This window comes from Streptomyces halobius, assembly GCF_023277745.1.
GTDB lineage: Bacteria > Actinomycetota > Actinomycetes > Streptomycetales > Streptomycetaceae > Streptomyces > Streptomyces halobius.
Genome location: NZ_CP086322.1, coordinates 995,654 through 1,018,549 on the forward strand (window position 1 = coordinate 995,654; position 22,896 = coordinate 1,018,549).

Consider the following 22,896-nt stretch of genomic DNA (forward strand, 5'->3'; position numbering starts at 1 on the left):
GCCTCATAGGGTACGGGTACGTACCCGTACCCTACGGTATTCCGCTGGGCCAGGAGATGGTCCCGGACTCACGCCTCGGCGTGGTCCTCGCCGATTTCGTCCAGGAGGTGCGGGCCTTTGTTGCGTACGTTGTTGACCGCCACAGATACCGCACGGGCGTCCAGATGGCCGGCGGCTGGGGCTGCCAGCAGGGCGCGCAGCTCGCCGGTGTCCTGGTGGGTGGGGTCAAGCCAGGCGCTCCAATCGTCGGGAGCGATGGCAAGCGGCATACGGGGGTGGACGCGTCCGGCAGCCTTTTCCCCTGCGGCCACTGCTTCCGGATGCCGGCTGGGTCGGTGTGGACTCTTCGCCGGGGGAACTCGCCGCGGCCGCCCGGGCAGGCCGGGGCCCGCTCGTCCGGGCCGGCGCCGACGCCCTGCCCATGGCCTCGGGGAGCGTCGGTGCTGTCTGCGCGTCGATGTGCCTGCCGGTGCTCACCCCGCTGCCACGGGTGCTCGACGAGATCCAGCGGGTGCTGCGCCCCGGTGGGATGCTCGCGGCTCTCGTCCCGGCCCGCCTCGGGCTTGACCCGCCGGGGCTGTTGGGCTGGGCCCGGGTCATGCGTTCCCTCGGCGTGGTCCGTCAGCCCTGGCCCAACCCGCAGGCGCGCGACTCCGTGGCCAAGGTGCTGCGGCAGGCCGGATTCAGGGTCCGGTCCGACGAGCGTCGCGTCTTCACCCTCGTACTGGAGACGCCCGAGGACGCGGCCGTCCTGGTGGACGGCCTCTATCTGCTCGGCCTCAGTCCCGAACGCGGGGACGCGGTCAAGCGGGCGCTCGCCGAGTGGGTGCGCGGCGGACAGACGCTGCCCCTGCCGCTGCGCCGTGTTCTTGCGACGACCCGGGGGCCCGGGTCGGACAGCACCTTGGATGACTTCAGGTACGGTCGTACCTCTCCTGATGCTCGCCGTGCCGTCGGCCCGCTCTACCCTCCTGGCCAGTCACCGACGGCGGCCGTTTCCGGAGCACCGCCGGTCATGGCCCCACGCCTCCCACCAGCGGATGGAATGCACACGTCCCGACAGGGGGTTTCTGCTGTGTGGAAGACGAAGTGACAGCGTCGCCGGACCCGGCGGACCCTCGGGCCAAGGCGTTCGCTGCCTACGTGCTGCCCGAGGTGGAGGTGCTGCTGCGGGTGGCGATGACGCTGACCTCGCAGCCCGCCGACGCCGAGGACCTCGTGCAGGACACTCTGCTGCGCGCCTACCGGTCCATCGACCGCTTCGACGGGCAACACCCGCGCGCCTGGCTGCTGACGATCATGCGTCGGGCCGAGATCAACCGGCACCGCCGCCGCCGTCCGCATCTCCTGGACGACCCGGACACCGACCTGGACCGGCTCGGCACCACGGGCGCCAGCGGGTCCGCGGAAGAAGTAGTGGTGGGCAAAGCGTTCGACGAGGTGGTCGACGAGGCCCTGTGCGCGCTGCCGGACAAGCACCGGCAGGTGGTGCAGCTGGTGGACATCGACGGTCTCACCTATGCGGAGACCGCCCGCCTGCTGGACGTGCCGGAAGGCACCGTGATGAGCCGGCTGCACCGGGCGCGCAAACGGATACGGGGCCGACTGGCCACGGCCGGACTGGCACCGAAACGAGGTGTGATGTGACAAGGCGCCCATGGTGGCGACGTTCAGCGGCCGAGCGCAGGATGAACTGCATGCAGGTCGCCCGCCTGCTGCAGTCCTACCTCGACGGCGAGACGGACGAGATCACCGCACGCCGGGTCGCGGCACATCTGAAGGACTGCCGTCGTTGCGGCCTTGAGGCGTCGGTCTACCGGGAGATCCACAACGCCCTGGCCCGCCGGGTGGAACCGGATGCCGGGGCCGTGCAGCGGCTGCGCGCGTTCGGTGAATCGCTCATGAACCCGGCTGCCGGGGACGATGGAGGAGGGGGAGAGAGCGCCACACCGCCGGCGGGCGCCTGAGGGGGCAGACGAAAACCTGTTCAGACCTGCATGCCCTGACCTCATGGAGGAGACAGTGCCGAGCCAGAATGCTCAAGTGCTGGTTTTCGACGTCAACGAGACCCTCAGCGACATGGGACCGCTACGGACCCGTTTGGAAGAAATCGGCGCTCCTCCACACCTGTTCTCCGTATGGTTCGCCGGCGTGCTGCGTGACGGCTTCGCACTCACCGCTGCCGGAGCCTATGCGGACTTTCCGGACGTCGCCCGGGACGGCCTTCGCGCACTGTTGCCCAGCCTGCCGGGATGGTCCGGGGATGCCGAGGAAGCGGCACGCCACGTGCTGGACGGGTTCGCCGAGCTTGAGGTGCACCCCGATGTCCCCGATGGCGTGCGCACTCTGCACGGTGCGGGATTCCGGCTGGTGACCATGACCAACGGCCGCTCAGCCCTCACCGAGCGGCTCCTGACCCGAGCCGGGCTCCTGGACTGCTTCGAGGCACTGCTGGACGTGAGCGGGCCTCGCCGCTGGAAGCCCGCCCACGCCGCCTACCGGTACGCCGTGGACCAGATGGGCGTGCGGGCTGACCAGGCCGTGCTGGTCGCCGTCCATCCGTGGGACATCGACGGCGCGCAGCGCGCGGGACTGGGCGGAGCATGGCTGCGGCGGGGTGTACCGACCTATCCGGAGGTCATGCTGTCTCCTACGTACACGGCCGAGGACCTGCGGGAACTCGCGGCAGCACTCACATAGCCGCTCTCGGGCCGCGCAGACGGTGACCCTTCCTTTCCCCAGTCGCTGTGCGGCCAGCGGAGGTGGGGAATCCCCGCTCCCTGGACGAGAGGGCTGAGGGCAATGGACTTCGCGGTTGGCCCGGCACTGCTGGCCGGTTTGGTGGGCACCGTCGCCATGACGGCCGCGATGATGATGGGCAGGGTCATGGGGATGACATCCATGGACATCGCGCTCATCACCGGCGGGATGATGACCGGAGACGAACGCCGGGCACGAATGCTGGGCATGATCATGCACTTCGTGGTCATGGGCACCGTGGTTTTCGGACTGATCTACGCCGCTGTCTTCCACTGGATCGGCTCGGCCAGCTGGCTGGCCGGCCTGGTGGTCGGCCTGATCCACGGCCTGCTTGTCGGCGTGATCGCACTGCCCATGATGGGCGCGTTCCACCCACGGATGCGCGGCTCCGGCGACGGCTTCCGCCTGGATCTTCCGGGAATCATGGGGATCGGCTACGGCAAGGGCACGCCGATGGGCCTGCTGATGGGGCACCTGATCTACGGCCTGGTGGTCGCCCTCGTCTACGCCGCGCTGATGTAGACGGGCTCTCGTACCTCGCCGCCGGAATCACTGGGAGATCGCTGTGACCAACAACCCCACGACCGACACCGCTGATGTGTTCGCGATGGAGCCGCCCGAGAGGCGGTTGCTGGACCGGCGTAAAGCCCTGGTGACCGGTGCGGATTCCGGGATCGGGCAGGCGATCGCCTATCGGCTCGCCGCCCACGGCGCCGCCGTGGCGATCAACCACGTGGGGGACTCGACGGTCGCCGAGGCGATGGTCCGCAAGATCGAGAGCGCGGGCGGCAAGGCGATCACACTGCCGATGGATGTCACCCAGGAGGAGCAGGTGCGGCGGGCGTTCGCCCGGACGGCCGGCGCCTTCCACGGGCTCGACCTTCTGGTCAACAACGCCGGCATCGAGCGCCCGTTCCGGCTCGTGGACATGGAACTGGAGTGGTGGCAGAAGGTGATCGACGTCAACCTCACCGGCACGTTTCTGTGCTCCCGGGAGGCGGCGCGGATCATGCTGGAGCGGGGCTCACGCGGCGCGATCGTGAACATCACCAGCGTCCACGAGACGATTCCCTGGGCCGAGTACTCCCACTACTGCGCGTCCAAGGGCGGACAGCGGATGTTCGCCCAGAGCATCGCGCGGGAGCTCGCCCCGCACGGCATCCGGGTGCTGTCCGTGGCGCCTGGGGCGATCGAGACCCCGATCAACAAGGACGTACTCGCCGACCCGCAGCGACGCAAGACAGTCGAGGACGAGATCCCGCTGGGGCGGTGGGGCAAGGTGTCCGATGTCGCCGGCGTGGTGGCATTCCTCGCGTCCGAACGAGCGGACTACATCGTCGGCTCGACCGTGTTCGTCGATGGCGGCATGACGCTCTACCCGAGGTTCGTCTAGCCATGTCCACGCGGATCGCCGACTACGGAATGCTCGCCGACGGCAGCTCCGCCGCCCTGGTCGACCGGCGTGGGTCGATCGACTGGATGTGCGTGCCGCGCTTCGACAGCCCGGCGCTGTTCGCGCGTCTGCTCGACCCCGACGCCGGGCACTGGTCGATCACCCCGACGGGCCGGTTCGACGTGACGCGCCGCTACCTGCCGGGCACCCTGGTCATCGAAACCACGTTCACCACCGCCACCGGCGCGGCGCACCTGCGCGACGCGCTCGCCGTCTCTGAGGGACAGCGAGGCCACGAGCTGGGCATGAGTCCGCCGCACGAGCTGCTGCGCGAGGTCGAGGGACTGCGCGGCGAGGTCGAGTTCGACGTCGACCTGGTGCCCCGCCCCGAGTACGGTCTCGTTCGGCCGCTGCTGCGCCTCACCGACGGCGGGGCACGCACCTTCGGCGGCCCGAACCAGATCGCCGTTCGCTCGCCCGTCCCACTGGAGGCCGGCGACGCCTGTGCCCGCGCCAGGCTGCGCGTGGCAGCCGGGCAGCGGCTCGGTTTCTCCCTCGTGTGGGCACCCCCGGAAGTGGCCCCACCGGAGCCGACCGCTCCCGAGCGGGTGACTGCGCGGATTACCGATACCGTTGAAGCGTGGCGTTCCTGGGAGGGGGAGCACGATATCTACCAGGGCCCGCACCACGACCTGGTGCTGCTGTCCTCCCGGGTCCTCAAGGGGCTGACGTACCGCCCGACCGGCGCCATCGTCGCCTCACCGACGACCTCCCTGCCCGAGACCGTGGGAGGCGAACGCAACTGGGACTACCGCTACGCCTGGATCCGCGATGCGAGCCTGACCCTGGAAGCCCTCTACCACGGCTCGTGCCCCGACGAGGCGGCCGACTTCGTCTCCTTCATGACCAGCTCCGCAGGCGGAAGCGCCGGGGCGGACTCGTCGCTGCAGATCATGTACGGCGTCGGCGGCGAGCACGACCTGTCCGAGCGCGAACTGCCCCATCTGCGCGGATGGCTGGACTCCCGCCCGGTGCGGGTGGGCAACGCGGCGTGGGCGCAGACCCAACTCGACGTTTACGGGGAACTGCTGAACGCGCTGCACCTGTACCGGGAACGGCTCGGAGAGCTGCACCCGGAAATCCAGCGTTTCGCGGCGGAGCTGGCGGACACCGCGGCGCGCCGCTGGACGAAGCCGGACGTCGGGATGTGGGAGATGCGCGGCACACCGCGGCACCACCTGTCGTCGAAGGTGCTGTGCTGGGTGGCGCTCGACCGGGCGGTGAAACTCGCTCCGCGCCTGGGACGACACGCCCGTACCGGAGCGTGGGCGGCCGAGCGGGACCGTATCCGCGCGGCGGTGCTCGAACGCGGCTGGAGCGAGCGACGACGCGCCTACACCCAGGCGTTCGACTCCGACGAACTCGACGCCGCCGCCCTGCTCATGCCGCTGTACGGATTCCTGCCTGCCACCGATGAGCGCATGTACGCCACGATCGAGGCGATCGCCCAGGAGCTGACCGAAGACGGGCTCGTGCTGCGCTACCGGGTGACCGGCGACCGAAGCATCGACGGGCTCATGGGCAAGGAGGGCACCTTCGCGCTCTGCTCCTTCTGGCTCGCCTCCACCCTCGCCCAAGCGGGCCAGCCCGATCGCGCGAAGGCTCTCTTCGATCGGGTCGCCGGCTTCGCCAACGACCTCGGACTACTGGCCGAGGAGATCGATCCGCGCAGCGGTGAACTGTTCGGCAACTTCCCGCAGGCCTTCAGCCACATCGGACTGATCAACGCAGCCGCCGCCATCGACCATGCCTACGGCGCACTACCGCCTCCGGACGCCGACGGGTCACCATAGGCCCGGGCACGCGACCGAGCCGGCTGATTCGGGAAGGCCGCAGGCGGGTCGGCGGGTTCCCTGGGCATCACTCGCATCCGGGCGGGTCAGGGGTGATGTCCGGTGACCGGCCAGCAGCATCTCAAGCCGAACCGTCGGCAGGTCCTCAAGGGGGCCGGTGTGATCGGGGGGCTCGTCGGCCTGCTCCTAGGCGGAGGCATCCTGGGCTGGCAGGCCATCTCGGACCGCCCCGCCGACTCGCCCTCGGTTGTGCAGCCCGGTCAGGACCCATCGCTGGAGACACTGGCCGGCGCCGCGGTCTCCGGCGGTCCGGGCAAGGACGGGATTCCCTCCATCGACCGGCCGAAGTTCGTCCCGGCGCAAGACGCGGATTTCCTCAAGGACGAAGAGCCGGTCTTCGGGCTGGAGTACCGCGGTGAGGTCTGGGCCTACCCCCAGCAGGTGCTGGTGTGGCACGAGATTGTCAACGACACCGTGGCCGGCGAGCCGCTGACAGTCACCTACTGCCCGCTCACCGGCACGGTGATCGGGTTCTCCAGTCCGCCCGGCATGCCTGAGCTGACGTTCGGCACCCCCGGCAAACTCGTCAATTCCAACCTGCTGATGTACGACCGGCAGACCGGTTCGGAGTGGCCGCAACTGCTCGGCACCGCGATCAGCGGACCACTCAAAGGACAGCGGCTCGACACGCTCCCGCTGGTGTGGAGCACCTGGAAGGAGTGGCGGGCGGCGCACCCCGATACCCGCGTGCTGTCCACCGACACTGGCGCCCTGCGCGACTACGGCAGCGATCCGTACGGCTCCTATGCGCCACAGAGCGGTTACTACGTCGAGGGAGGCCCGCTCTTCCCGGTGCTGGCAATGAATGACCGCCTCCCGGACAAGGAGGTCGTGATCGGCGTGCGGGCCGGCGAGCAGCGGCTGGCGATCGACAAGGACCTCGTCCGTAAGGCCAAGACCGTGCAGGCCACAGTGGGAGGTAGAGAGGTGGTTGCACGGTGGGACGACCAGCTCGACACCGCTCGGGTCTTCCAGCGCGTCGGCGACCGGTGGCAGCCTGCCGACTTCCTCGACTCCATGTGGTTCGCGTGGTACGCGTTCTACCCGAACACCCAGGTGCGGCAATGAACAAGGTGCTGACGGCCGTCGCCCGGGTCGGCGACGCCTGGGACGCCACGGTCGCCGCAGCCGTGGTGACGCCCCGCCGGGTGCGCGCAGCCCTTGCCGTGCGCCGCCACCGGCGCATCGGGCTGGTCGGGGCCGCTGTAGTGCTGCTCGCGTACCTGGCGTCCATCGGTGATCTCGTGGTGTCGCCCTCGGGCCGGTTCACGGGCGTCCCGGTGTTCCAAACCGCGTGGGAGCAGCTGTTCCGAGCCCGGGCGCCGTACCTGTTCGAGCCGGTGCTCGCAGTACATCCCACTCAACACGTGGCGGTGTTCGTCAGCCCGATCAACCTGCTGCTCGGCACGATCGTGGCCGCGCTGGTCGGGTGCAATGTCGCGGTCGCCGGGCTCGCGGCCCGGCAGGCGGCCTCCTGCCGACGCCCCAGGTACGCGCGGCTGCTCGCTGTACTCCCTGCCTTCCTGCTGGGATTCGCCTGCTGCGTACCGACCTTCCTGCTCGTTCTCGGCAGCGGCGCGGCTGCGGCGCTCCTGCCGGTACTGATCCCACTGCGCCCAGTCTTCTATCCGCTCACGCTTCTGCTGCTGATCGGCACTCTGGTGTGGGGCGCATCCCGGCTCAGTATGCGCCCGGCGACGGACGACAGCGGGGGGGAGCGTCGCCGACTCGGACAGTGAGCTTGCGAAGGGCGATCCGTAGCAGGATGGGCCGCCATCCGGGCACGGTAGCTCGTCCCAGCGGCGGCCCGGCCCGTAATCGGCGCCCTCCAGGAGGCGGCAGTCAGCAGAACACCGAACCTCTGAGAACAGCGGATAGCCCGCCCCAAGGAAGCGCCGCCGCGCGGGGGACCTGAAGGGGACGGCGCGGGACCGCCGACCGGGTTCCGGGTATACGCCGGGGAACCCGGCCGCACCACCAGCAAGGAGACAGCCATGGCGCAGGAGACCGATGTAGTGGTGATCGGGATGGGAGTGGGCGGCGAGCATGTCGCCGAGCGCCTGGCCGGGGAGCGCCTGGGCGTCGTCGGGATCGAGGCGGAGCTGGTGGGCGGGGAGTGCCCGTACTGGGCCTGCATCCCGAGCAAGATGATGATCCGCGGCGGGAACCTGCTCGCGGAGGCCCGCCGCATCCCCGGCATGGCTGGGCAGGCACAGGTCAGCCCTGACTTCGGGCCGGTTGCCTACCGGATCCGCGACGAGGCGACCGACGACTGGAATGATCAGGTGGCCGTGGACCGGTTCACCGGCAAAGGCGGGCACTTCGTCCGAGGGCGCGCGCGACTGAGCGGCCCTGGCCGGGTGGAGGTCGACGGTCAGACGTTCAGCGCCCGGCGCGGGGTTGTGCTTGCCACCGGCAGCCGCCCGCAGATCCCTCCGGTGCCGGGCCTGGACCAGGTGCCGTACTGGACCAACCGCGACGCGATCGCCGCCAAGGAGCGCCCGCCGTCGCTCATCGTGCTCGGGGGCGGAGCCGTGGGCCTCGAACTCGCCCAGGCCTTCGCCCGCTTCGGCACCGCGGTCACGGTCGTCGAGGCGACGGACCGGCTGCTGCCCGCCGAGGAGCCCGAGACCGGCAGCCTGCTCACCGATGTCTTGGGCGCTGAGGGCATCACCGTACGCACCGGAGCACGGGCAACCCGCGTGCGCCACGACGGCGACACCTTCACCCTCAGCCTCGACGGTGGCGAGGAGCTGACCGCCGAGCATCTCCTGGTGGCCACCGGGCGACGCGCCAATCTTGCGGGGCTGGGGCTGGAGACGGTCGGCCTCGACCCGGACGCCCGCGCCCTGCAGGTGGACGAGCAGTTGCGCGCGGCCCTCGGCCTGTGGGGTGTCGGAGACGTCACCGGGCGCGGAGCGTTCACGCATGTGGCGATGTACCAGGCCGAGATCGCGGTCCGCGCCATCCTCGGCGAAATGGGCCCGGACGCGGACTACAGCGCGCTGCCCCGGGTCACCTTCACCGATCCCGAGGTCGGCTCGGTCGGCCTGACCGAGGCCCAGGCTCGCGAGAAGGGCCTGCGGGTACGCACCGGCATCGCCCAGGTGCCGTCCTCGGCGCGCGGCTGGATCCACAAGGCGGGCAACGAGGGCCTGATCAAGCTCGTCGAGGACGCCGACCGCGGAGTACTGGTCGGCGCCACCTCCGCCGGGCCCATGGGTGGCGAGGTGCTCTACGGGCTCGTCGTGGCGGTGCAGGCCGAGGTCCCCGTCGACCGGCTGCGGCACATGATGTACGCCTACCCCACCTTCCACCGCGCCGTGGAAGACGCCCTCGCGGCACTGCGCCGACGCTGACCCGCAGAGACACACGGAGCTATGCGGGCCCCGACCCGGTGGGACGAACGGCCGCTGGGAAACCGACGGCTGCAGCGCAAGTATGGAGAGACAAAATAAGAGCCTTCCGCGGAAGAATGGCCTTCCGTCAACGTGTCAGGCGCCGCCGGGCCAGCCGATTGGAGCAGCGCGTGTGGTGCGTTTCTGGCGCGAGCCAGCGCGGGCGCATCGGAAGGATCCCGCGGGGAACCCGGCAATGCGCTACGGCAATGAGTGCACAGCGCCATGGCCGCCGGCCATGGGAAGAAAATCTTGCCCGGAGCGGAATGGTCGCAGCGGCCGACCGGGTTCCCGGAATGCGGCATCCGTTGGAGGTGGCTCTCCCGTACGGACTGCACGGTGCGGGCGTCCACCCTCCCTCCCGAGAGAAGGTGAGTCAGCATGGCGGTTCTGAAGGAGCGGCCCCATGCGCCGCACATGCACATGCCACACATGCCTCATGTGATCAGCGAGCCCGAACTCCGTCCACTCGACCTGGGCGGTCTGCTCGCGCGCGGAGCGGCTGCGGGGTTCTTCGCCGGGATGGGATTCCTGCTGGCGAACATGTGGTACGCCGTGAGCCAGGGCATGCCGGGGATCTCGCCGCTGTACGCCATGTCCACGGTCTTCCACGCTTCGGACATGCCGGTTGCCAACCCCACCGAAGCGATACTGGGCCTGACGGTCCACATCGGCCTCTCGCTGGGCTTCGGCATGGGCTTCGCGCTGCTCCTCGTCCCGCTGCTGCGCAACGTGCCCGCCTTGGTGCTCGGTGCCCTCGTCTATGGACTGGCCCTGTATATGCTCAACTTCCAGATCCTCGGCAGGACCGTCTTCGAGTTCTTCACCAGCCCCCAGGGGCCGGATCAGCTCTTCGAAGCTCTCGTCCATCCGCTGATCTTCGGGCTGCTGCTGGTGCCGTTCTTCCTCGGACGACCGTTTGAGCGGGCACGTCGAGCCCAGCCACAACCCACCGCGACTGCGACCGGCGGCACCACCCCTGGCACCCCGTACCGGCCAGGTCCCACGGAGCCGTAACGGACTCGGTCTCGGCATGGCGGCACTGTCCTGGGCGAACCCCGCCAGGGGCAGGCTGTGGGCCAGGCCACAGGCCAGCCGGGAGGTGGACACTGTGCTGCACCTCGGGGCAAAGGCCACGGACAGCAGGCAGCTAACCGACCCCGTCGGCGCCTTCGAAAGCAATGGTGCGCTGTCTGTCACCGCACGCGGAAGGAACCCGGAGAACGATGACGTATCGATACCCGCACTTCCATACCCGTCTGGTGGTCGAGGACATGCGGTTCCATGGAGGACCGCGGCCGGGCGAAGAGATACCGGACTTCGACCTGCCCACGGTGGAAGGTGACCGGCTCGCCAAGTCCGACTTCGTCGGTCGCACTCCCCTGCTCCTGACCATGGGATCGGTGACCTGCCCGATGACCGCGGCCGCGGACCCGGCCCTGAAGCGGCTCCACGCCGAATTCGGTGATCGCATAGCGTTCGTGACGCTCTACGTACGCGAAGCCCATCCGGGTGATCGGTACCCGCAGCCGGACCAGTTCGACCGCAAGATGGATCACGCACGCGATCTCAAGGCCCGTGACCAGCTCCCATGGCCCGTCGCTGTCGACGACCTCGACGGGACGCTGCACCGCCGGCTCGACCCCAAGCCGAACGCCGCCTACCTGATGGGCGCAGACGGCCGGGTCAGCTTCCGGGTCCTTTGGTCCGACGACCGCGAGCCGATCCTGCGCGCAGCCTTGGAGAATGTGCTGTCCGGGCGTCCCTCGGTAGGCGAGCACCAAGGACGTGTGGTGCCGATGCTCCGCGGCGTCGCAGAAATGGACCGCATGCTGACACTCTCCGGACCCACGGCGCGGCGCGACGTCCGCAAGGCTGCGCCTCCCATGTATGCCATGGCACGGGTGATGGGGCTGATGAAGCACCGCCGCGAGAAGGTGCCCACGTGACGCGACCGGCGGCATACGCACTCCACTGCACGTCTATGCCTTGGGCATTTCCGGAAAGGGCACGGCTGCGATGAGGAGAAAGCGAATCGGCGTATCCGCCCGAGATGCACGCGCCCGGAAGGGCATCGGACGCGCCTCTTCCGTCCCGGCTGAACAGATCAGCGATGATCTGCGTCTCGGTACGGGTGACTTCCTCGAACAGCGGCGGCGCGTCGCCGCGCTGAACCTGGGAGCATCCGCCGCGTATGCGGTGGTCGGCCTGTACCAGTTCGGACTGCTGAGGCGGCTTCCCGAACCGCCTCTCCCCGGGCTGGATGCCGAGCGCGTCGACGCGAGCGGCGAGGCGTACGCCCTCCTGCGCACCCCTGATGCGGCACTGGGACTGACCAGTGCAGCGACCACCTTGGTACTCACCGGCATGGGGAGCCGCCAACGGCATCAAAGGTATCCGTGGGTGGCGTTGGCGGCCGCGGGAAAGGGCGTCGCGGATGCGGGCATGTCGGTTGTGCTGTTCGCCGAGCAGCTGACGAAGCATCGCCGAGTCTGCTCCTGGTGCACCCTGGCCGCGGCCTGCCATCTCGCTGCTGTGCCGCCCCTCCTTACGGAAGCACGAGCCGCGTTGTCCACGATCCAGCGGCGGAGGAGGTGACCGCCCGGCACCGTCGCCCTCGACGTCATTACCGCCAAGGTGATCGGCGAACAGCGTTCCGGCCCGGGCCCGCTCGGCTTGACGGCAGATCAGCTCTCAACGCTGAGCCGCTCTCAGAACACTCGACTACTCAACAGCATAAGGATGGTGCGTAATGAGCAAGGTCGCCCTCATCGTTCTCGCTGACACGGAAACGCACGCCGACTTGGGCCGGTCGTACAACGCCCTCGTCACAGCCAAGGAATGCATGGAAGCAGGTGATGACGTACGGCTCATCTTTGATGGTGCCGGTACCAAGTGGCCGGGCGTCTTCGCCGACCCGAACCACCAGGCTCACCAGGCTTACGAGGCTGTCACCACAGTTGTGGCGGGAACGTGCCAGTTCTGCGCCAAGCAGTTCGAAGCCGAGGAAAGCTCCCGGCAGGCGGATGTCCCCCTACTGGACGAGTACGAGGGCCACCCGAGCCTCCGCAGCCTGATCAGCAAGGGATACCAGGTCCTCACATTCTGAAAGGACCGTCAGGCCCCGTGGAAGATGACCGCTGCTCTTGCCAGACGCCGGCGCTCGGAGTCCAGTGGCCAGCCGATTGCGTTGACGCTGGTGTGACGGTGCTGCATCTTGAACAGCACGAGACGGCGAGCAGGCGCCGCAGGGGCGTGCCCCCACCCCCACTGCTGACGTCGCATGACCTGCCGCTTTCCTCGACCTGATGTACACGCGCAACCTATCTGGCCAAGTGTGTCCACCTGCCCGTACCAACTCGCCGGCCACTCCCAGGGGTTGTTCGTCCGCAGTTCCCCTCTTCAGGCGCCAACCACCGACGGCCATAGCGAAGTTGGCAACCCGGCTGCAAGAGACGGCAGAATGGCCATCTGCGCGCAGGTTCACGGCCAATGGCTTCCAGGATTCCTGGAACTCGCGCGCTTTGCGCTGCGGCGGGCGTTTGGGGGGTTGTCGCTGGCCGCGTGCCAGGACATTGCGCAGGAGGCCTATTTGCGGGTGGGGTCGAAGGCGGACGCCGGGAAACTGCCGCCGGGGACGAACGTGATGGCGTATCTGCGGCGGACAGCCCGCAATCTCGCCCTGGACTGGTGCCGTGAGCAGCAGCGCGGCAGACGGCTGGTGCTGATGAGCGGCGACGCATTCGATGCTGCGCCAGAGACTCGGGCAGTGGTGGATGGCGGCTCAAGGGTGCTGCAGGAGCTGGTGATCCCGGCGATCGAGGGGATGCCGGAAAGCCTGCGACGAAAGGTGGTGGACCTGCAAAGCCGGGGGCTGAGCGACGTGCAGATCACAACCAAGCTCGGCATACCTGCACATCGTCTCCATAACCTGCGAAATAAGGCAGTTGCGGATCTAAGACGCAATCTTGCTGGGCATATTCGGGACGGGCACCGGAAGAAGCAGCAGCACGGGGAGAGGGACAGGTGAGGGATGTGAGCAGGTACGACCACCGCGACGGGGCGCGGTGCCCGGAGCCCGTGGTCCCCGCCGGGCTCGCGGAACTGCTGGCCCAGCTGGCCGGCCCGCCCGACTTCTGGGACCGGCCGTGTGGAAACTTCGGTCCCCTGACCAACATGTACGCGCTGACCTCCCAGGAACGGTCGCATGCCAACTCGCTGTACCGGCTGGGCTCGAAGGCCCTGGGCCGCAACGAACTGCTGCCGGCCGCAGACTGGCTGGGCGCCGCCGCCGAGGCCGGCCATCCCGGGGCGCTGTTCCGGATGGCCGCCCTGGCCGCACGTGCGGGGGACGCGGGGCGGAGTGAGAACGTGCGGTTCCTTGTTGCGGAGGCTGCACGGCACGGACACGGCGATGCCCGTGCGCTGCTGGAGACGGCAGAGCACGGCACGTCGGCCGACCGCCCCGTCTCCCCGGTGATCGAGGATCCGCAGTTCATCGACGAAGTCCGCACAGGTATGGGCCCAGAACCGCACCAGTCGGCAGCTGCCGACCGGGGCGGCGAAGTCGCGCCAGCCCAACACACCGCGCCAGGCGGACAGGAGGCAGCGCTGCCCCGGCTCGTTCGGGTACCGGCCCCCAGACTGGACCACGTTCACGGACCCGGACCGCAAACAGACGCCTCCACGGCCGACCGCCCCCGCCTCACCGCCCCGTGCGGTACTGCACACCGCGGCGAAGGACTGCTGCTGCCACTCCCTCAGCAGCCGGCGCCAACGCCCAGTGCCCCAGCAGACGAGAGCGGCGGGCACGAGCCCGGGTGGTCGGTCCATGCGCTGCGGCCGGCGGCACTGACGGAAATGGCCCGCAGGACTCCCGCACACACCGACACCCCCCAGCAGTGGAAAGCCGCGGTCAGAGCCCTGGACATCCTCCACCTCGTCGACGCAGCAGACGGGATCACTACCCGTACCCTGGCCCGCCGCAGCCGACTTCCGCTCGCAGCCGTGGCCTGGCTGCTGCACTGGCTGCGCGGCCAGCACCTCATCTCCACCGTCGCCGGCGCCCACTTCCCCGGCCCGCTCATGAACATGACCCGCCACCCCCAGCAGCGCGACCAGCTCCTCCAACAGGCCCTCGCCGGACTGCGCGACCACCTCGGCGCCGCCGTCTACGTCAGCGGCTACACCCACGGAGACGTCACGGTCTTCCAGTCCGCCTACAGTCCCCAGGCTCCCGCGGTGACGGAGTGGGTCGACTTCCGCGACACAGCACATGCCAGCGCCGTCGGCAAAAGCCTGCTGGCCCAACTCGACTTCGACAGCCGCATGAACCACCTCGCCCGCTACCGGCCGATCAAACTCACCGACCGCACCATCACCAGCCCCCGCGCCCTGTTCGAAGCCCTCGACGGACACGGCCCCCAAGCCGCGCAGTTCGACCTGCTGGAGTACTCCCAACGCGAAGTCTGCGCCGCCTTCCCGCTCGGCATCCCCGGGCGAGCCACCTGCGTGGCGCTGTCCCTGCCCGCCGGAGTACGCCACCGACTCCTGCCAGCCGCCCGCGCCCTCAGCGAACGCTCCGCACCACTGCTCCTGGCCCTCATGCTGACCGACGAAGCAGCCACCGGCCACCAGCCACCAGCAGTCGCCGAAGAACCCGACCACACCACCGCCCTGGGGGCAGCCCACGCTCTGCCCCAGACATACGCAAGCCCACGCTGAACGGCCTCCCTCGCCCCGCGTCTCACGCGGGGCGGGGCGATCTTCATCGGCGGCGGCTTGGCAGTTCGTCATGCCCGTTCGTCGCCCGGGATACCGAGATGTTCAGGTGACGAGGGTCACATGGAGGTTCCCGAGATTCTTTGCCGGACCGGACGCATCCCGCGGCCTAAGAGTGCAGAACTTGTTACCGACACTCTGGAAGGATCCCGTCACACATGCCGCACAACGACGCCCGCCCCGCCTCCGAATCCTCGCCTCCGGGCCGCGGATCCCGGCGCCCGCCGAAGCAGACGGAGCCCAGCCCGGAGCCGCACTACCAAGTGTCCTGCATCGCAGTAGACGTTCAGCCTGACGGCACCGTCCACGGTCGCCGGTTAGCTGGGAGCGATCTTGCCCCTTACGTTCGCCCCGTGGCCCTCGAATGACCTCGCTCAGCTAAATGCCCTCCCGAACCCTGGCTGACCAGCAGCGTCCCGCCCCTGCGATTAGCACCACCCCAGAGCCCGTGGAACCCTGCGCCCACCCGACGCGACAGCCGGGCTATTGGCCTATCCACCAGCAGAAACCTCCGCTCTCAGTGAGCAGAAAGGCCGCCAGCAAGCTGACGGCCCCTCATGCAAGATCGAAGTTAGGCGCTGGAAAGCCCTCCTCGGGCCTCCGGCAATCGTGCCCTCATCCTCTCCAGTGATTACAGTGGCGACACATCGAAGATGCGATGTACCCAGTCCGAGGAGCCTCCGGGATTGGACTGTTTGACGCTGATCTCGTACGTGCGGTTGATGGGCAGGTCCCGGTTGCATTGGACTGACCACATATCGCCATTCGTCACACGCGTTTCGCCTAGCACGGTATTCGGATCACCCCTCTTGCAGACGGTGATAATTGCCCCCGGCTCTCCGTAGGTGCCTTTGAAGGTCGGGCGCCGTGATACCGATGCCAGATGTCTTGGTTCGACAATTTCCGGAGGTCGGGGTGGCGGAGAAACCTGCTCTCGTACATGGAAGACGCGGTCCGGCCCCCAGTCCGATTGTCCGTATTCGTTCGACTGTCGTGCGTTGATCGAGTACCGACCTTCTGGCAGCTCCCGGTTGCACGGAACCGACCACTTCCGGCCGCGGTCTACAGTGGTGGTGCCCAGTACTGTTCCGGGTTCTCCAGATTTGACCACCGTGATGGTTTCCCCCGGCTCTCCTCCGGTGCCGCTGAACACGGGTATTGTTTCGGTGAATTGGCTCTGCACCGGAACGGTGATCTGTGGTGTCCACGGCCGTATGCGGTTCATGTTGATGACTGCCGTCATCATGTTGGTGTATCCGCCGGAGGTTGAGTTGTGGGGGCGGTCGCAGTAGTTCAGCAGGACCACGCCCACGGATTTTGTGCGGTCGTGTAAGCGAGCTAGTTCCTGAAGAGTGTACGGATTAATTCTCTGGGCATAACCCCACGGGGTATGAGGAACGCCTGTCGCGCTAGTGTAGTTCAGGAACATCTTCGACTTGGATGCCCCGGCGTTGACCGCCTTGATCAGGTGATTGCGAACGTAGGATGCCTTGGCGTCTATTCCCGGCTTATCCCAGTTGTCCTGGGTGTCGAACAGGCTTGAGCCGAGGTTGAGTCCGCCGATGTAGGGACCACTGGTCGCCAGCACGATCTTTCCGCGAACAGCACCGAGAGTCGGTAACGTATTTTCGATGTGGAACAGGGATCGCCATCCATCTTGGTCGAGATAGATATCTTCGAAGGTGCGCTGGAAGTCGGCAGTCGACGCATTGGACTTGGTCTGCGAGAGCCGCATGAAGATGGTCTCGGTGGGGCGTGCCTTGAGGAATTCGTGGCACATCTGCAGTACGCTGCCGAAATATAGGTGCTGGTTTATATCGCCATGGAACACTTCGAAATACTGCGAGCTGCGACGGGCGCAGCGGATGTCGATGAATCGGATGCCGTTGTTGAGCTGCCACTCCAGGCTCTGGGCCTGGCATCGTCCATACCCGAAAGCCGTGTCGTCGTGGACAGCGCAGCTCTCGTGCGTGCCCGGGATCGAGATGTCGGTCACCTTGGTTTCGTCGGGTATGCCTGACATCCAGTTGTTCAGCTGTGACAGTACTGGTATCGAGTCGCCGAACGCGACGGTCTCGTCGCCCTGGTACTCGGGAGCTGTTTCCAGTGTCACTTCGGACAGGAATGCTGCCCTGTCCGCAGCGGACGGGACGTGTTCCGGCGACGGCTCGTCGCTGCTGCGGTCGGTAGTTGTGTGAAGCATGACGTGGCTCCTTTTGCGGTCATTCAAGGAAGCTGTACTGGGCAGAGCTGGTCAGCGGCTGGAGCACCTCTGTGGCCACGAGATTGGGCATGCCGGGCCCCGTCAGTAACCGGTCCCCGGCCGACAGGGGCAGTTCGCTAGGACGCTACAGCGGACGCCTGATTCCGCTTCGGTGAACCAACATGAACGGCCGGAACACGCCCCAACACGGCCACAAGCCTGCACTCGCCCGAGCCCCACGACCTGCATTGCGAGCGGGCACAGAGCCCGAATCCTGGTCCACACCTGGTCCACGCGCACCGGTCAACGGAGTGACAGAAGGGCCGGGCCACCGCCGCCATCGTCGCGGAGGCACATGGTCAAGGGCCCTCACAGGACACGACTACTGACTTCGGCGCGTCAGGGTGATCTTTCCTGGTTCCCCTGATGGGGCTGGGGTGTTGGTTGTACTTCGTGGTGGGTGAGGTATGCGGATGGCGGCGGGCTCACCGCTGCGGGACGTCAGCGCCGGGAGACGGTACGCATGCAGGCGGCCGAGCTGTTCGATGAGGATGAGGGGGTCAAGCCGCCGGAGGTGGCGCAACGGCTGCGGGTGAGCCGGAAGTCGGCCTACCAGTGGTACCGGATATGGCGGGAAGGCGGTGTGCAGGCCCTGGCCTCGCGCGGTCCGAGCGGGTCGCGGTGCCGTCTGTCGTCGCGCTGTCTGGAGAAGCTGGCCGTGTACCTGGAGCAGGGGCCGGCCGCGCATGGCTGGGTGGAGGACCAGGTGTGGACGGCCGCGCGGGTGGCCACGCTGATCGGGCGGAAGTTCCACGTCTCCTACAGCGTCTCGGGTGCCACCAGGCTGATGCACCGGCTCGGATTCAGCCCGCAGGTGCCCGCACGGCGGGTGGCCGAGCGCGACGAGCAGGCCGTGACCTTGTGGAAGGAGTCTCAATGACGAAGTCAAGCCGCTTGCGCGACCGGCGGGGCGGGGGTGAAGAGCCGTCCGTCACGCAGGAGTGCCCAGAGCACCCCGGCCCGGCGTCGGGCGAGGGCGATGACAGCTTGAACGTGTTTGCAGCCCTCGCCGCGCTTCTTGAGGTAGAAGTCCCGGTTCGGGCCGTCGCGGATGATGCTGGTCTGCGCCGACAGATAGAACACCCGGCGTAGGCGACGGCTGTAGCGCTTGGGCCGGTGAAGGTTGCCGGTCCGTCGGCCGGAGTCGCGGGGAACGGGCACGAGCCCGGCTGCCGAGGCCAGGTGCCCGGCGTCCGCGTAGGCAGACATATCGCCCGCCGCCACGACGAACTCCGCTCCGAGTATTGGCCCCATCCCGGGCAGGGACTCGATGATCTCGGCCTGCGGGTGACTGCGGAAGGTCTCGCGAATCTGTTTGTCGATCCGGTTGAGCCGGTCGTCCAAGGCCAGGATCTGCGCCGCCGAGTCGGCGACGATCTGGGCGGCGATGTCCTCGCCGGGCAGCGCGGTCTGCTGGGCCTGAGCGGCTTCCAGGGCGGTGGCGGCGACCGTATCGGCACTCCGGACGCTGCGGTTGGCTAGCCAGGCCGTCAGCCGGGCCCGGCCGCGGCGCCGGATGGCGGCAGGAGTCTGGTAGCCGGTCAGGAGCACCAGCGCACCCTTGTGCGCCGAGTAGTCGAAAGCCCGCTCCAGCGCGGGGAAGACGCCGGTCAGCACGTCGCGCAGCCGATTGATCATCCTTACCCGATCGGCCACCAGGTCGGAGCGGTGGGCGGTGGGCGGTGAGCAAAGCGAGGTCGGCGGCCAGCTGGGCCGGCACGTCGATCGCGGTGAAGTCGTTGCGGTGGCGGGCGGTCTCAGCGATGACGTAGGCGTCGCGGGCGTCCGTCTTGGCCTCGCCCCGGTAGGCGCCGGACATCCGGTTGACCGTGCGGCCGGGCACGTAGACGGCCCGCTGGCCGTGAGCTGCGAGCAGGGCCAGCAGCAACGCGGAGGCCGTGCCGGAGATGTCCACCGCCCAGTGGACATCGTCGGCCAGGGCCAGGATCTCGCCGAGCGCAGCCAGGATGGCAGACTCGTCGTTGTCGATCTTCTTCGACCACAAGGTGGCTCCGGTCTCGTCGACCACTGCGGCCCAGTGATGAGCCTTGCCGGCGTCGATGCCGGCCCAGACCCGGTCCCGTTCCTTGCGCACGCGCCCCTCCTCGTCTCCAACATCATGCTGTCGGCCCGAGGAACACCCCGCTGTCATCTCCGTAATCAGCGACCGCACAAGGCGCGCACATCTCAATCAGCAGCCAGGGCGCCCCGGAAAGCCGGGCGGCCACTCCTTCCGAGCCACTACAGGCAAGGCAACCTGGGCCACACCCGGCCCTCCCGGGCCGCCCAACAACTTACGGAGGCGACCTGGGCGGAGGTAGAAGAGCCCGGGCGGCCTGCGGCGGCTATGTCTGCTTCGAGGACGAGGCAGGCTTCACCCGTCGGCCGCCCAAAGGACGCACGTGGGGCCGGCGTGGCGTCACCCCGGTCGTGACGGTCAGCGGGCGGCGCTCGGGGCGGCTGTCGGTGGCCGGGCTGATCGCGATGCGGCCCGGGTCCCGCACCCGGCTGTGCCACCGCCTGCGCACCCACCGGGCGGGAGCCGGCAAGCGCCGCAGCATGAGCGAACGCGACTTCGTCGCGCTGATCGACGGCGTGCACCAGCTGGTCAAGGCGCCGATCGTGCTGGTGTGGGACCGGCTGAACACCCATGTCTCTCACGCCATACGGGAGTTGATCGCCCAGCGCGAGTGGCTGACGGTGTTCCTGCTGCCCGCCTACGCGCCCGACCTCAACCCCGTCGAGGCGGTGTGGGCACACGTCAAACGCAGCCTGGCCAACCTCGCTGTCGTCGCCCTCGACCGCCTGGAAACACTCGTCCGCAACCGCCTCAAACGCCTCCAGTACCGACCCGAGACCCTCGACGGCTTCATAGCCGGAACCGGCCTGTCCCTCGACGATCCAGCGTCACCCTGACGAGCCGAAGTCAGTAAAACGGGCTCGGTGGGTACGTCATCGCAGCTCACGAGACGCCTCGGCACCCGCGCCCCCCGGGGGACGGGGTAGCGACACCGAAGTGGCCGACATGCGCTGTTGCAGCGCACGGGTTCGCAAGTCCTCGGGGTCTCCCCGCCGGGATCCGGCCTAGCCTCCTCCTGCGTGCCTGCACCGCGCGGGCACACCAGGACAAGGGGGGGCACGGTGCCACGCATCGAAACCTTCGGTGACATTGAGCTGCCCCGAGTTTCGTAGAGTCCGATCTTGATGGTTCAGGCGGACTGTGGGACTTGCTCCTGGCTCCGCCAGAAATCCCGTTCGTACTCAGTGGGCGGTACGTAGTCGAGTGCGGAGTGGAGACGTTCTTTGTTGTACCACGTGATCCACTGGAAGATCGCCCGTTCGACCTGGTCGACGTCCCTCCAGGGGCCCTGCATCTCGATCAGCTCGGCTTTGAACGTGCCGTTCAGCGCCTCGGCCATCGCGTTGTCATACGAGTCTGCGACCGAGCCGACGGAGGCGGCGGCACCGATGTCGGCGAGCCGGTCGGTGTACCGAATTGACACGTATTGAGACCCGCGGTCGCTGTGATGAATGAGGCCGGAGCCTGCCTTGATCCGGCGTCTCCACAGAGCCGTCTCCAGTGCGTCCAAGGGTAGTTCAGTCCTCATATGGTTCGCGACCTGCCAGCCGACGATCATCCGCGAGTACACGTCCAGGACGAACGCCACGTATGCCCAGCCCGACCACGTCCTCACATAGGTCATGTCGGCGACCCAGAGCTCGTCCGGGCGGGAGGCTGTGAAGTCCCGGTCGACCAAGTCCGGCGGCCTCGGCGCCGACGGTTCGGGGATCGTGGTGCGGCGCCGCTGTCCGCGGATGACACCCTCCAGGCCCAGTTCGGCCATCAGGCGCTCGACGGTGCAGCGGGCGACGTCTACCCCCTTGCGCTGGAGAGCACGGGTGATCCGGCGGGCACCATAGGTGCCACCCGACTCGGCGTGAACCGACTCGATCACAGGCATGAGCTGTTCGTCGCGGAGCCGGCGGGCCGACTTCGGCCGCTTCTTGCGGGCGAAGTACGTCGACGACGACAGCTCCAGCACCCGGCAGACGGGATCGACCCCGAGACCTTTGTCACGCAGGTGGTCGATCACCTGCTCGGCCTCGTCCGGGGACGGTCGATCTCCTGGGCAAAAAACACCGACGCGGCCTTGAGGATCTCGTTCGCCCGCCTCAACTCCGCTACTTCTTTGCGGAGTTGCTTCAATTCGCCTGCTCGGCGGTGGTCAGACGGTCGTCGCGCTCACCACGGTCGGCCTCGGCCTGGCGGACCCAGCCGCGCAGGGCCTCCTTATGGATGCCCAGGTCCTTCGCTACGTGCGCGATCGGGCGGCCAGTGGAACGGACCTCGCGCACCGCGCGCTCGCGGAGCTCGTCCGGGTATTTACGGGGTGCTGCCATGGTGCTGGTGGTTCTCCTTCGCCAGGACCGTAACCCTGGCATCAGGGACTCCACAAATCTCTACAGCTCAGTCCTCCCGCCTGGGCACGGGAGGCCGAAGCCGGGACCGAGTAGGTTCAACTCCCGGCGCCGGCGGAAGAACGTGACAGGCGCTAACCAGTCCGCAGACCAGCAGCGCGCCGTCATCGTGGAGGCGGCCGTCGCGATGCAGACCGCAGGGCGGCTTCAGGAACCGACGGCTTCCGACCGTCCGGTCCTGGCCGAGATGATCGCGGACCTGAAGCCAGGCGACGAGGTGACCGTCTTCAACCGCGAGGTCGTGGGCGACGACGCTGCCGCGGCGATCGAGGAGAAGGGCGCGACGCTGCACAGCGTCACGGAGCCGCATCAACCGACGAGGACCTTTGGCTACGTGCGGACGGCGAACGGGTCCGCGGATTCGCAGCGTGCCGCCATCACGGAGGCAGTCGGCACGATCCGGATCTTCTCGGACGAGGGCGTCTCAGGAACCACCGCAGGCACTGACCGCCCCGGGCAGCGCGAGCTGGTGGCGAAGCTGCAGGCCGGCGACGAAGTCGACGTCTGGCAGTACGACAGGCTCGGACGGACCCTCGAGGCGATGCGGGCCGTCGTTGAGCTGATCATCGCGAAGGGTGCGACGCTGCGCAGTCTCACGGAGTCCCCCGCCGAGGGGCTGTTTTCGATGAAGTTCATGATGGCCGTTGCCGAATACGAGCACGCCTGGAAGCTGGAGAAGTAGGAGCACCGTCGGCCGCCGGCGAGAAAAGAAGACCCCCGTGGAGCGCACGTCTCCGCGGGGATCTTCGGCGTTCAGGGTGGGTGTCAGGCACACCGTTCGATGCGTGTGGCCCCCGAGTCGTCCTGAAGCCCGGTGGCCAGGTCGTACCAGAAGCCACTACCCAGTCGGACCAAGGTCTTTCCCTCCCGACCTCCCCAGCCGGGGATGGCGGGGACGTCGCGTCGGTC

At 68.1% G+C, this 22,896-nt stretch carries 18 protein-coding genes and 5 pseudogenes; 19 read left to right on the plus strand and 4 right to left on the minus strand.

Going from position 1 to position 22,896, the window contains the following annotated elements:
- Positions 1-68: 68 nt before the first annotated feature.
- A pseudogene (locus K9S39_RS04755) lies at positions 69-293 on the minus strand (SOS response-associated peptidase family protein); the annotation flags it as partial.
- Positions 294-310: 17 nt separating this feature from the next.
- On the opposite strand from K9S39_RS04755, the gene K9S39_RS04760 reads away from it, so the two are divergent.
- From K9S39_RS04760 to K9S39_RS04835, 16 genes are all read left to right on the plus strand, one after another.
- Positions 311-1,093: a class I SAM-dependent methyltransferase gene (locus tag K9S39_RS04760; protein ID WP_248868588.1), complete on the plus strand. Its 783-nt coding sequence runs from the start codon at positions 311-313 to the stop codon at positions 1,091-1,093.
- Positions 1,090-1,647, plus strand: coding sequence for an RNA polymerase sigma factor (locus K9S39_RS04765; protein ID WP_248862109.1), 558 nt, complete (start codon positions 1,090-1,092; stop codon positions 1,645-1,647). Before K9S39_RS04760 ends, K9S39_RS04765 begins: the two co-directional genes overlap by 4 nt.
- A gap of 50 nt (positions 1,648-1,697) precedes the next feature.
- Positions 1,698-1,967, plus strand: a complete 270-nt coding sequence (locus tag K9S39_RS04770; protein WP_248862111.1) for an anti-sigma factor family protein — start codon at positions 1,698-1,700, stop codon at positions 1,965-1,967.
- Positions 1,968-2,022: 55 nt separating this feature from the next.
- Positions 2,023-2,700, plus strand: coding sequence for a haloacid dehalogenase type II (locus tag K9S39_RS04775; protein ID WP_248862112.1), 678 nt, complete (start codon positions 2,023-2,025; stop codon positions 2,698-2,700).
- Between the two features lie 102 nt (positions 2,701-2,802).
- Positions 2,803-3,282: a hypothetical protein gene (locus K9S39_RS04780; RefSeq protein ID WP_248862114.1), complete on the plus strand. Its 480-nt coding sequence runs from the start codon at positions 2,803-2,805 to the stop codon at positions 3,280-3,282.
- A 43-nt stretch (positions 3,283-3,325) separates the two neighbouring features.
- Complete coding sequence (locus tag K9S39_RS04785) at positions 3,326-4,153, plus strand: SDR family oxidoreductase (protein WP_248862115.1); 828 nt, start codon at positions 3,326-3,328, stop codon at positions 4,151-4,153.
- A gap of 2 nt (positions 4,154-4,155) precedes the next feature.
- The gene (locus K9S39_RS04790; RefSeq protein WP_248862117.1) at positions 4,156-6,006 is read left to right on the plus strand and encodes a glycoside hydrolase family 15 protein; all 1,851 of its coding nucleotides are present in this window, start codon (positions 4,156-4,158) and stop codon (positions 6,004-6,006) included.
- 102 nt (positions 6,007-6,108) lie between these two features.
- On the plus strand, positions 6,109-7,134 hold the full coding sequence (locus tag K9S39_RS04795) for a DUF3179 domain-containing protein (RefSeq protein ID WP_248862119.1): 1,026 nt from the start codon (positions 6,109-6,111) through the stop codon (positions 7,132-7,134).
- Positions 7,131-7,805, plus strand: coding sequence for a hypothetical protein (locus K9S39_RS04800; RefSeq protein ID WP_248862120.1), 675 nt, complete (start codon positions 7,131-7,133; stop codon positions 7,803-7,805). Before K9S39_RS04795 ends, K9S39_RS04800 begins: the two co-directional genes overlap by 4 nt.
- A gap of 255 nt (positions 7,806-8,060) precedes the next feature.
- Positions 8,061-9,425 carry a dihydrolipoyl dehydrogenase family protein gene (locus tag K9S39_RS04805; RefSeq protein WP_248862121.1) on the plus strand — a complete coding sequence of 455 codons (1,365 nt, stop codon included), beginning with the start codon at positions 8,061-8,063 and terminating at the stop codon, positions 9,423-9,425.
- Between the two features lie 420 nt (positions 9,426-9,845).
- Positions 9,846-10,481, plus strand: a complete 636-nt coding sequence (locus tag K9S39_RS04810) for a hypothetical protein (protein WP_248862122.1) — start codon at positions 9,846-9,848, stop codon at positions 10,479-10,481.
- A gap of 209 nt (positions 10,482-10,690) precedes the next feature.
- Positions 10,691-11,413: a deiodinase-like protein gene (locus tag K9S39_RS04815; RefSeq protein ID WP_248862123.1), complete on the plus strand. Its 723-nt coding sequence runs from the start codon at positions 10,691-10,693 to the stop codon at positions 11,411-11,413.
- A 70-nt stretch (positions 11,414-11,483) separates the two neighbouring features.
- The gene (locus K9S39_RS04820; RefSeq protein ID WP_248862124.1) at positions 11,484-12,062 is read left to right on the plus strand and encodes a vitamin K epoxide reductase family protein; all 579 of its coding nucleotides are present in this window, start codon (positions 11,484-11,486) and stop codon (positions 12,060-12,062) included.
- 154 nt (positions 12,063-12,216) lie between these two features.
- Positions 12,217-12,573, plus strand: coding sequence for a hypothetical protein (locus tag K9S39_RS04825; protein WP_248862125.1), 357 nt, complete (start codon positions 12,217-12,219; stop codon positions 12,571-12,573).
- A gap of 354 nt (positions 12,574-12,927) precedes the next feature.
- Entirely contained in the window at positions 12,928-13,494 is a 567-nt protein-coding gene (locus tag K9S39_RS04830) for an RNA polymerase sigma factor (protein ID WP_248862126.1), read from the plus strand.
- A 5-nt stretch (positions 13,495-13,499) separates the two neighbouring features.
- The gene (locus tag K9S39_RS04835) at positions 13,500-15,188 is read left to right on the plus strand and encodes an IclR family transcriptional regulator C-terminal domain-containing protein (protein ID WP_248862127.1); all 1,689 of its coding nucleotides are present in this window, start codon (positions 13,500-13,502) and stop codon (positions 15,186-15,188) included.
- Between the two features lie 688 nt (positions 15,189-15,876).
- Here K9S39_RS04835 and K9S39_RS04840 read toward each other — a convergent pair.
- A complete protein-coding gene (locus tag K9S39_RS04840) occupies positions 15,877-17,448 on the minus strand; it encodes a phosphatidylinositol-specific phospholipase C domain-containing protein (RefSeq protein WP_248862128.1) in 1,572 nt (523 codons plus the stop codon).
- A gap of 460 nt (positions 17,449-17,908) precedes the next feature.
- Here K9S39_RS04840 and K9S39_RS04845 point away from each other — a divergent pair.
- Positions 17,909-18,382 (plus strand): annotated as a pseudogene (locus K9S39_RS04845) (winged helix-turn-helix domain-containing protein); the annotation flags it as partial.
- Positions 18,383-18,393: 11 nt separating this feature from the next.
- On the opposite strand, the pseudogene K9S39_RS04850 reads toward K9S39_RS04845, so the two are convergent.
- A pseudogene (locus K9S39_RS04850) lies at positions 18,394-19,603 on the minus strand (IS110 family transposase).
- 204 nt (positions 19,604-19,807) lie between these two features.
- Between K9S39_RS04850 and K9S39_RS04855 the strand changes: the two are divergent.
- Positions 19,808-20,424, plus strand: a pseudogene (locus K9S39_RS04855) (transposase); the annotation flags it as partial.
- Positions 20,425-20,717: 293 nt separating this feature from the next.
- On the opposite strand, the pseudogene K9S39_RS04860 reads toward K9S39_RS04855, so the two are convergent.
- A pseudogene (locus K9S39_RS04860) lies at positions 20,718-21,909 on the minus strand (IS3 family transposase).
- A gap of 187 nt (positions 21,910-22,096) precedes the next feature.
- On the opposite strand from K9S39_RS04860, the gene K9S39_RS04865 reads away from it, so the two are divergent.
- Entirely contained in the window at positions 22,097-22,669 is a 573-nt protein-coding gene (locus K9S39_RS04865) for a recombinase family protein (RefSeq protein ID WP_248862130.1), read from the plus strand.
- Positions 22,670-22,896 lie beyond the last annotated feature (227 nt).

Coding starts and splice junctions, on each gene's coding strand:
- K9S39_RS04820 (WP_248862124.1), top strand. CDS start 11,484: ATGAGGAGAAAGCGAATCGGCGTATCCGCCCGAGATGCACGCGCCCGG.
- K9S39_RS04810 (WP_248862122.1), top strand. CDS start 9,846: ATGGCGGTTCTGAAGGAGCGGCCCCATGCGCCGCACATGCACATGCCA.
- K9S39_RS04790 (WP_248862117.1), top strand. CDS start 4,156: ATGTCCACGCGGATCGCCGACTACGGAATGCTCGCCGACGGCAGCTCC.
- K9S39_RS04830 (WP_248862126.1), top strand. CDS start 12,928: ATGGCCATCTGCGCGCAGGTTCACGGCCAATGGCTTCCAGGATTCCTG.
- K9S39_RS04840 (WP_248862128.1), bottom strand. CDS start 17,448: ATGCTTCACACAACTACCGACCGCAGCAGCGACGAGCCGTCGCCGGAA.
- K9S39_RS04825 (WP_248862125.1), top strand. CDS start 12,217: ATGAGCAAGGTCGCCCTCATCGTTCTCGCTGACACGGAAACGCACGCC.
- K9S39_RS04770 (WP_248862111.1), top strand. CDS start 1,698: ATGCAGGTCGCCCGCCTGCTGCAGTCCTACCTCGACGGCGAGACGGAC.
- K9S39_RS04780 (WP_248862114.1), top strand. CDS start 2,803: ATGGACTTCGCGGTTGGCCCGGCACTGCTGGCCGGTTTGGTGGGCACC.
- K9S39_RS04805 (WP_248862121.1), top strand. CDS start 8,061: ATGGCGCAGGAGACCGATGTAGTGGTGATCGGGATGGGAGTGGGCGGC.
- K9S39_RS04815 (WP_248862123.1), top strand. CDS start 10,691: ATGACGTATCGATACCCGCACTTCCATACCCGTCTGGTGGTCGAGGAC.
- K9S39_RS04800 (WP_248862120.1), top strand. CDS start 7,131: ATGAACAAGGTGCTGACGGCCGTCGCCCGGGTCGGCGACGCCTGGGAC.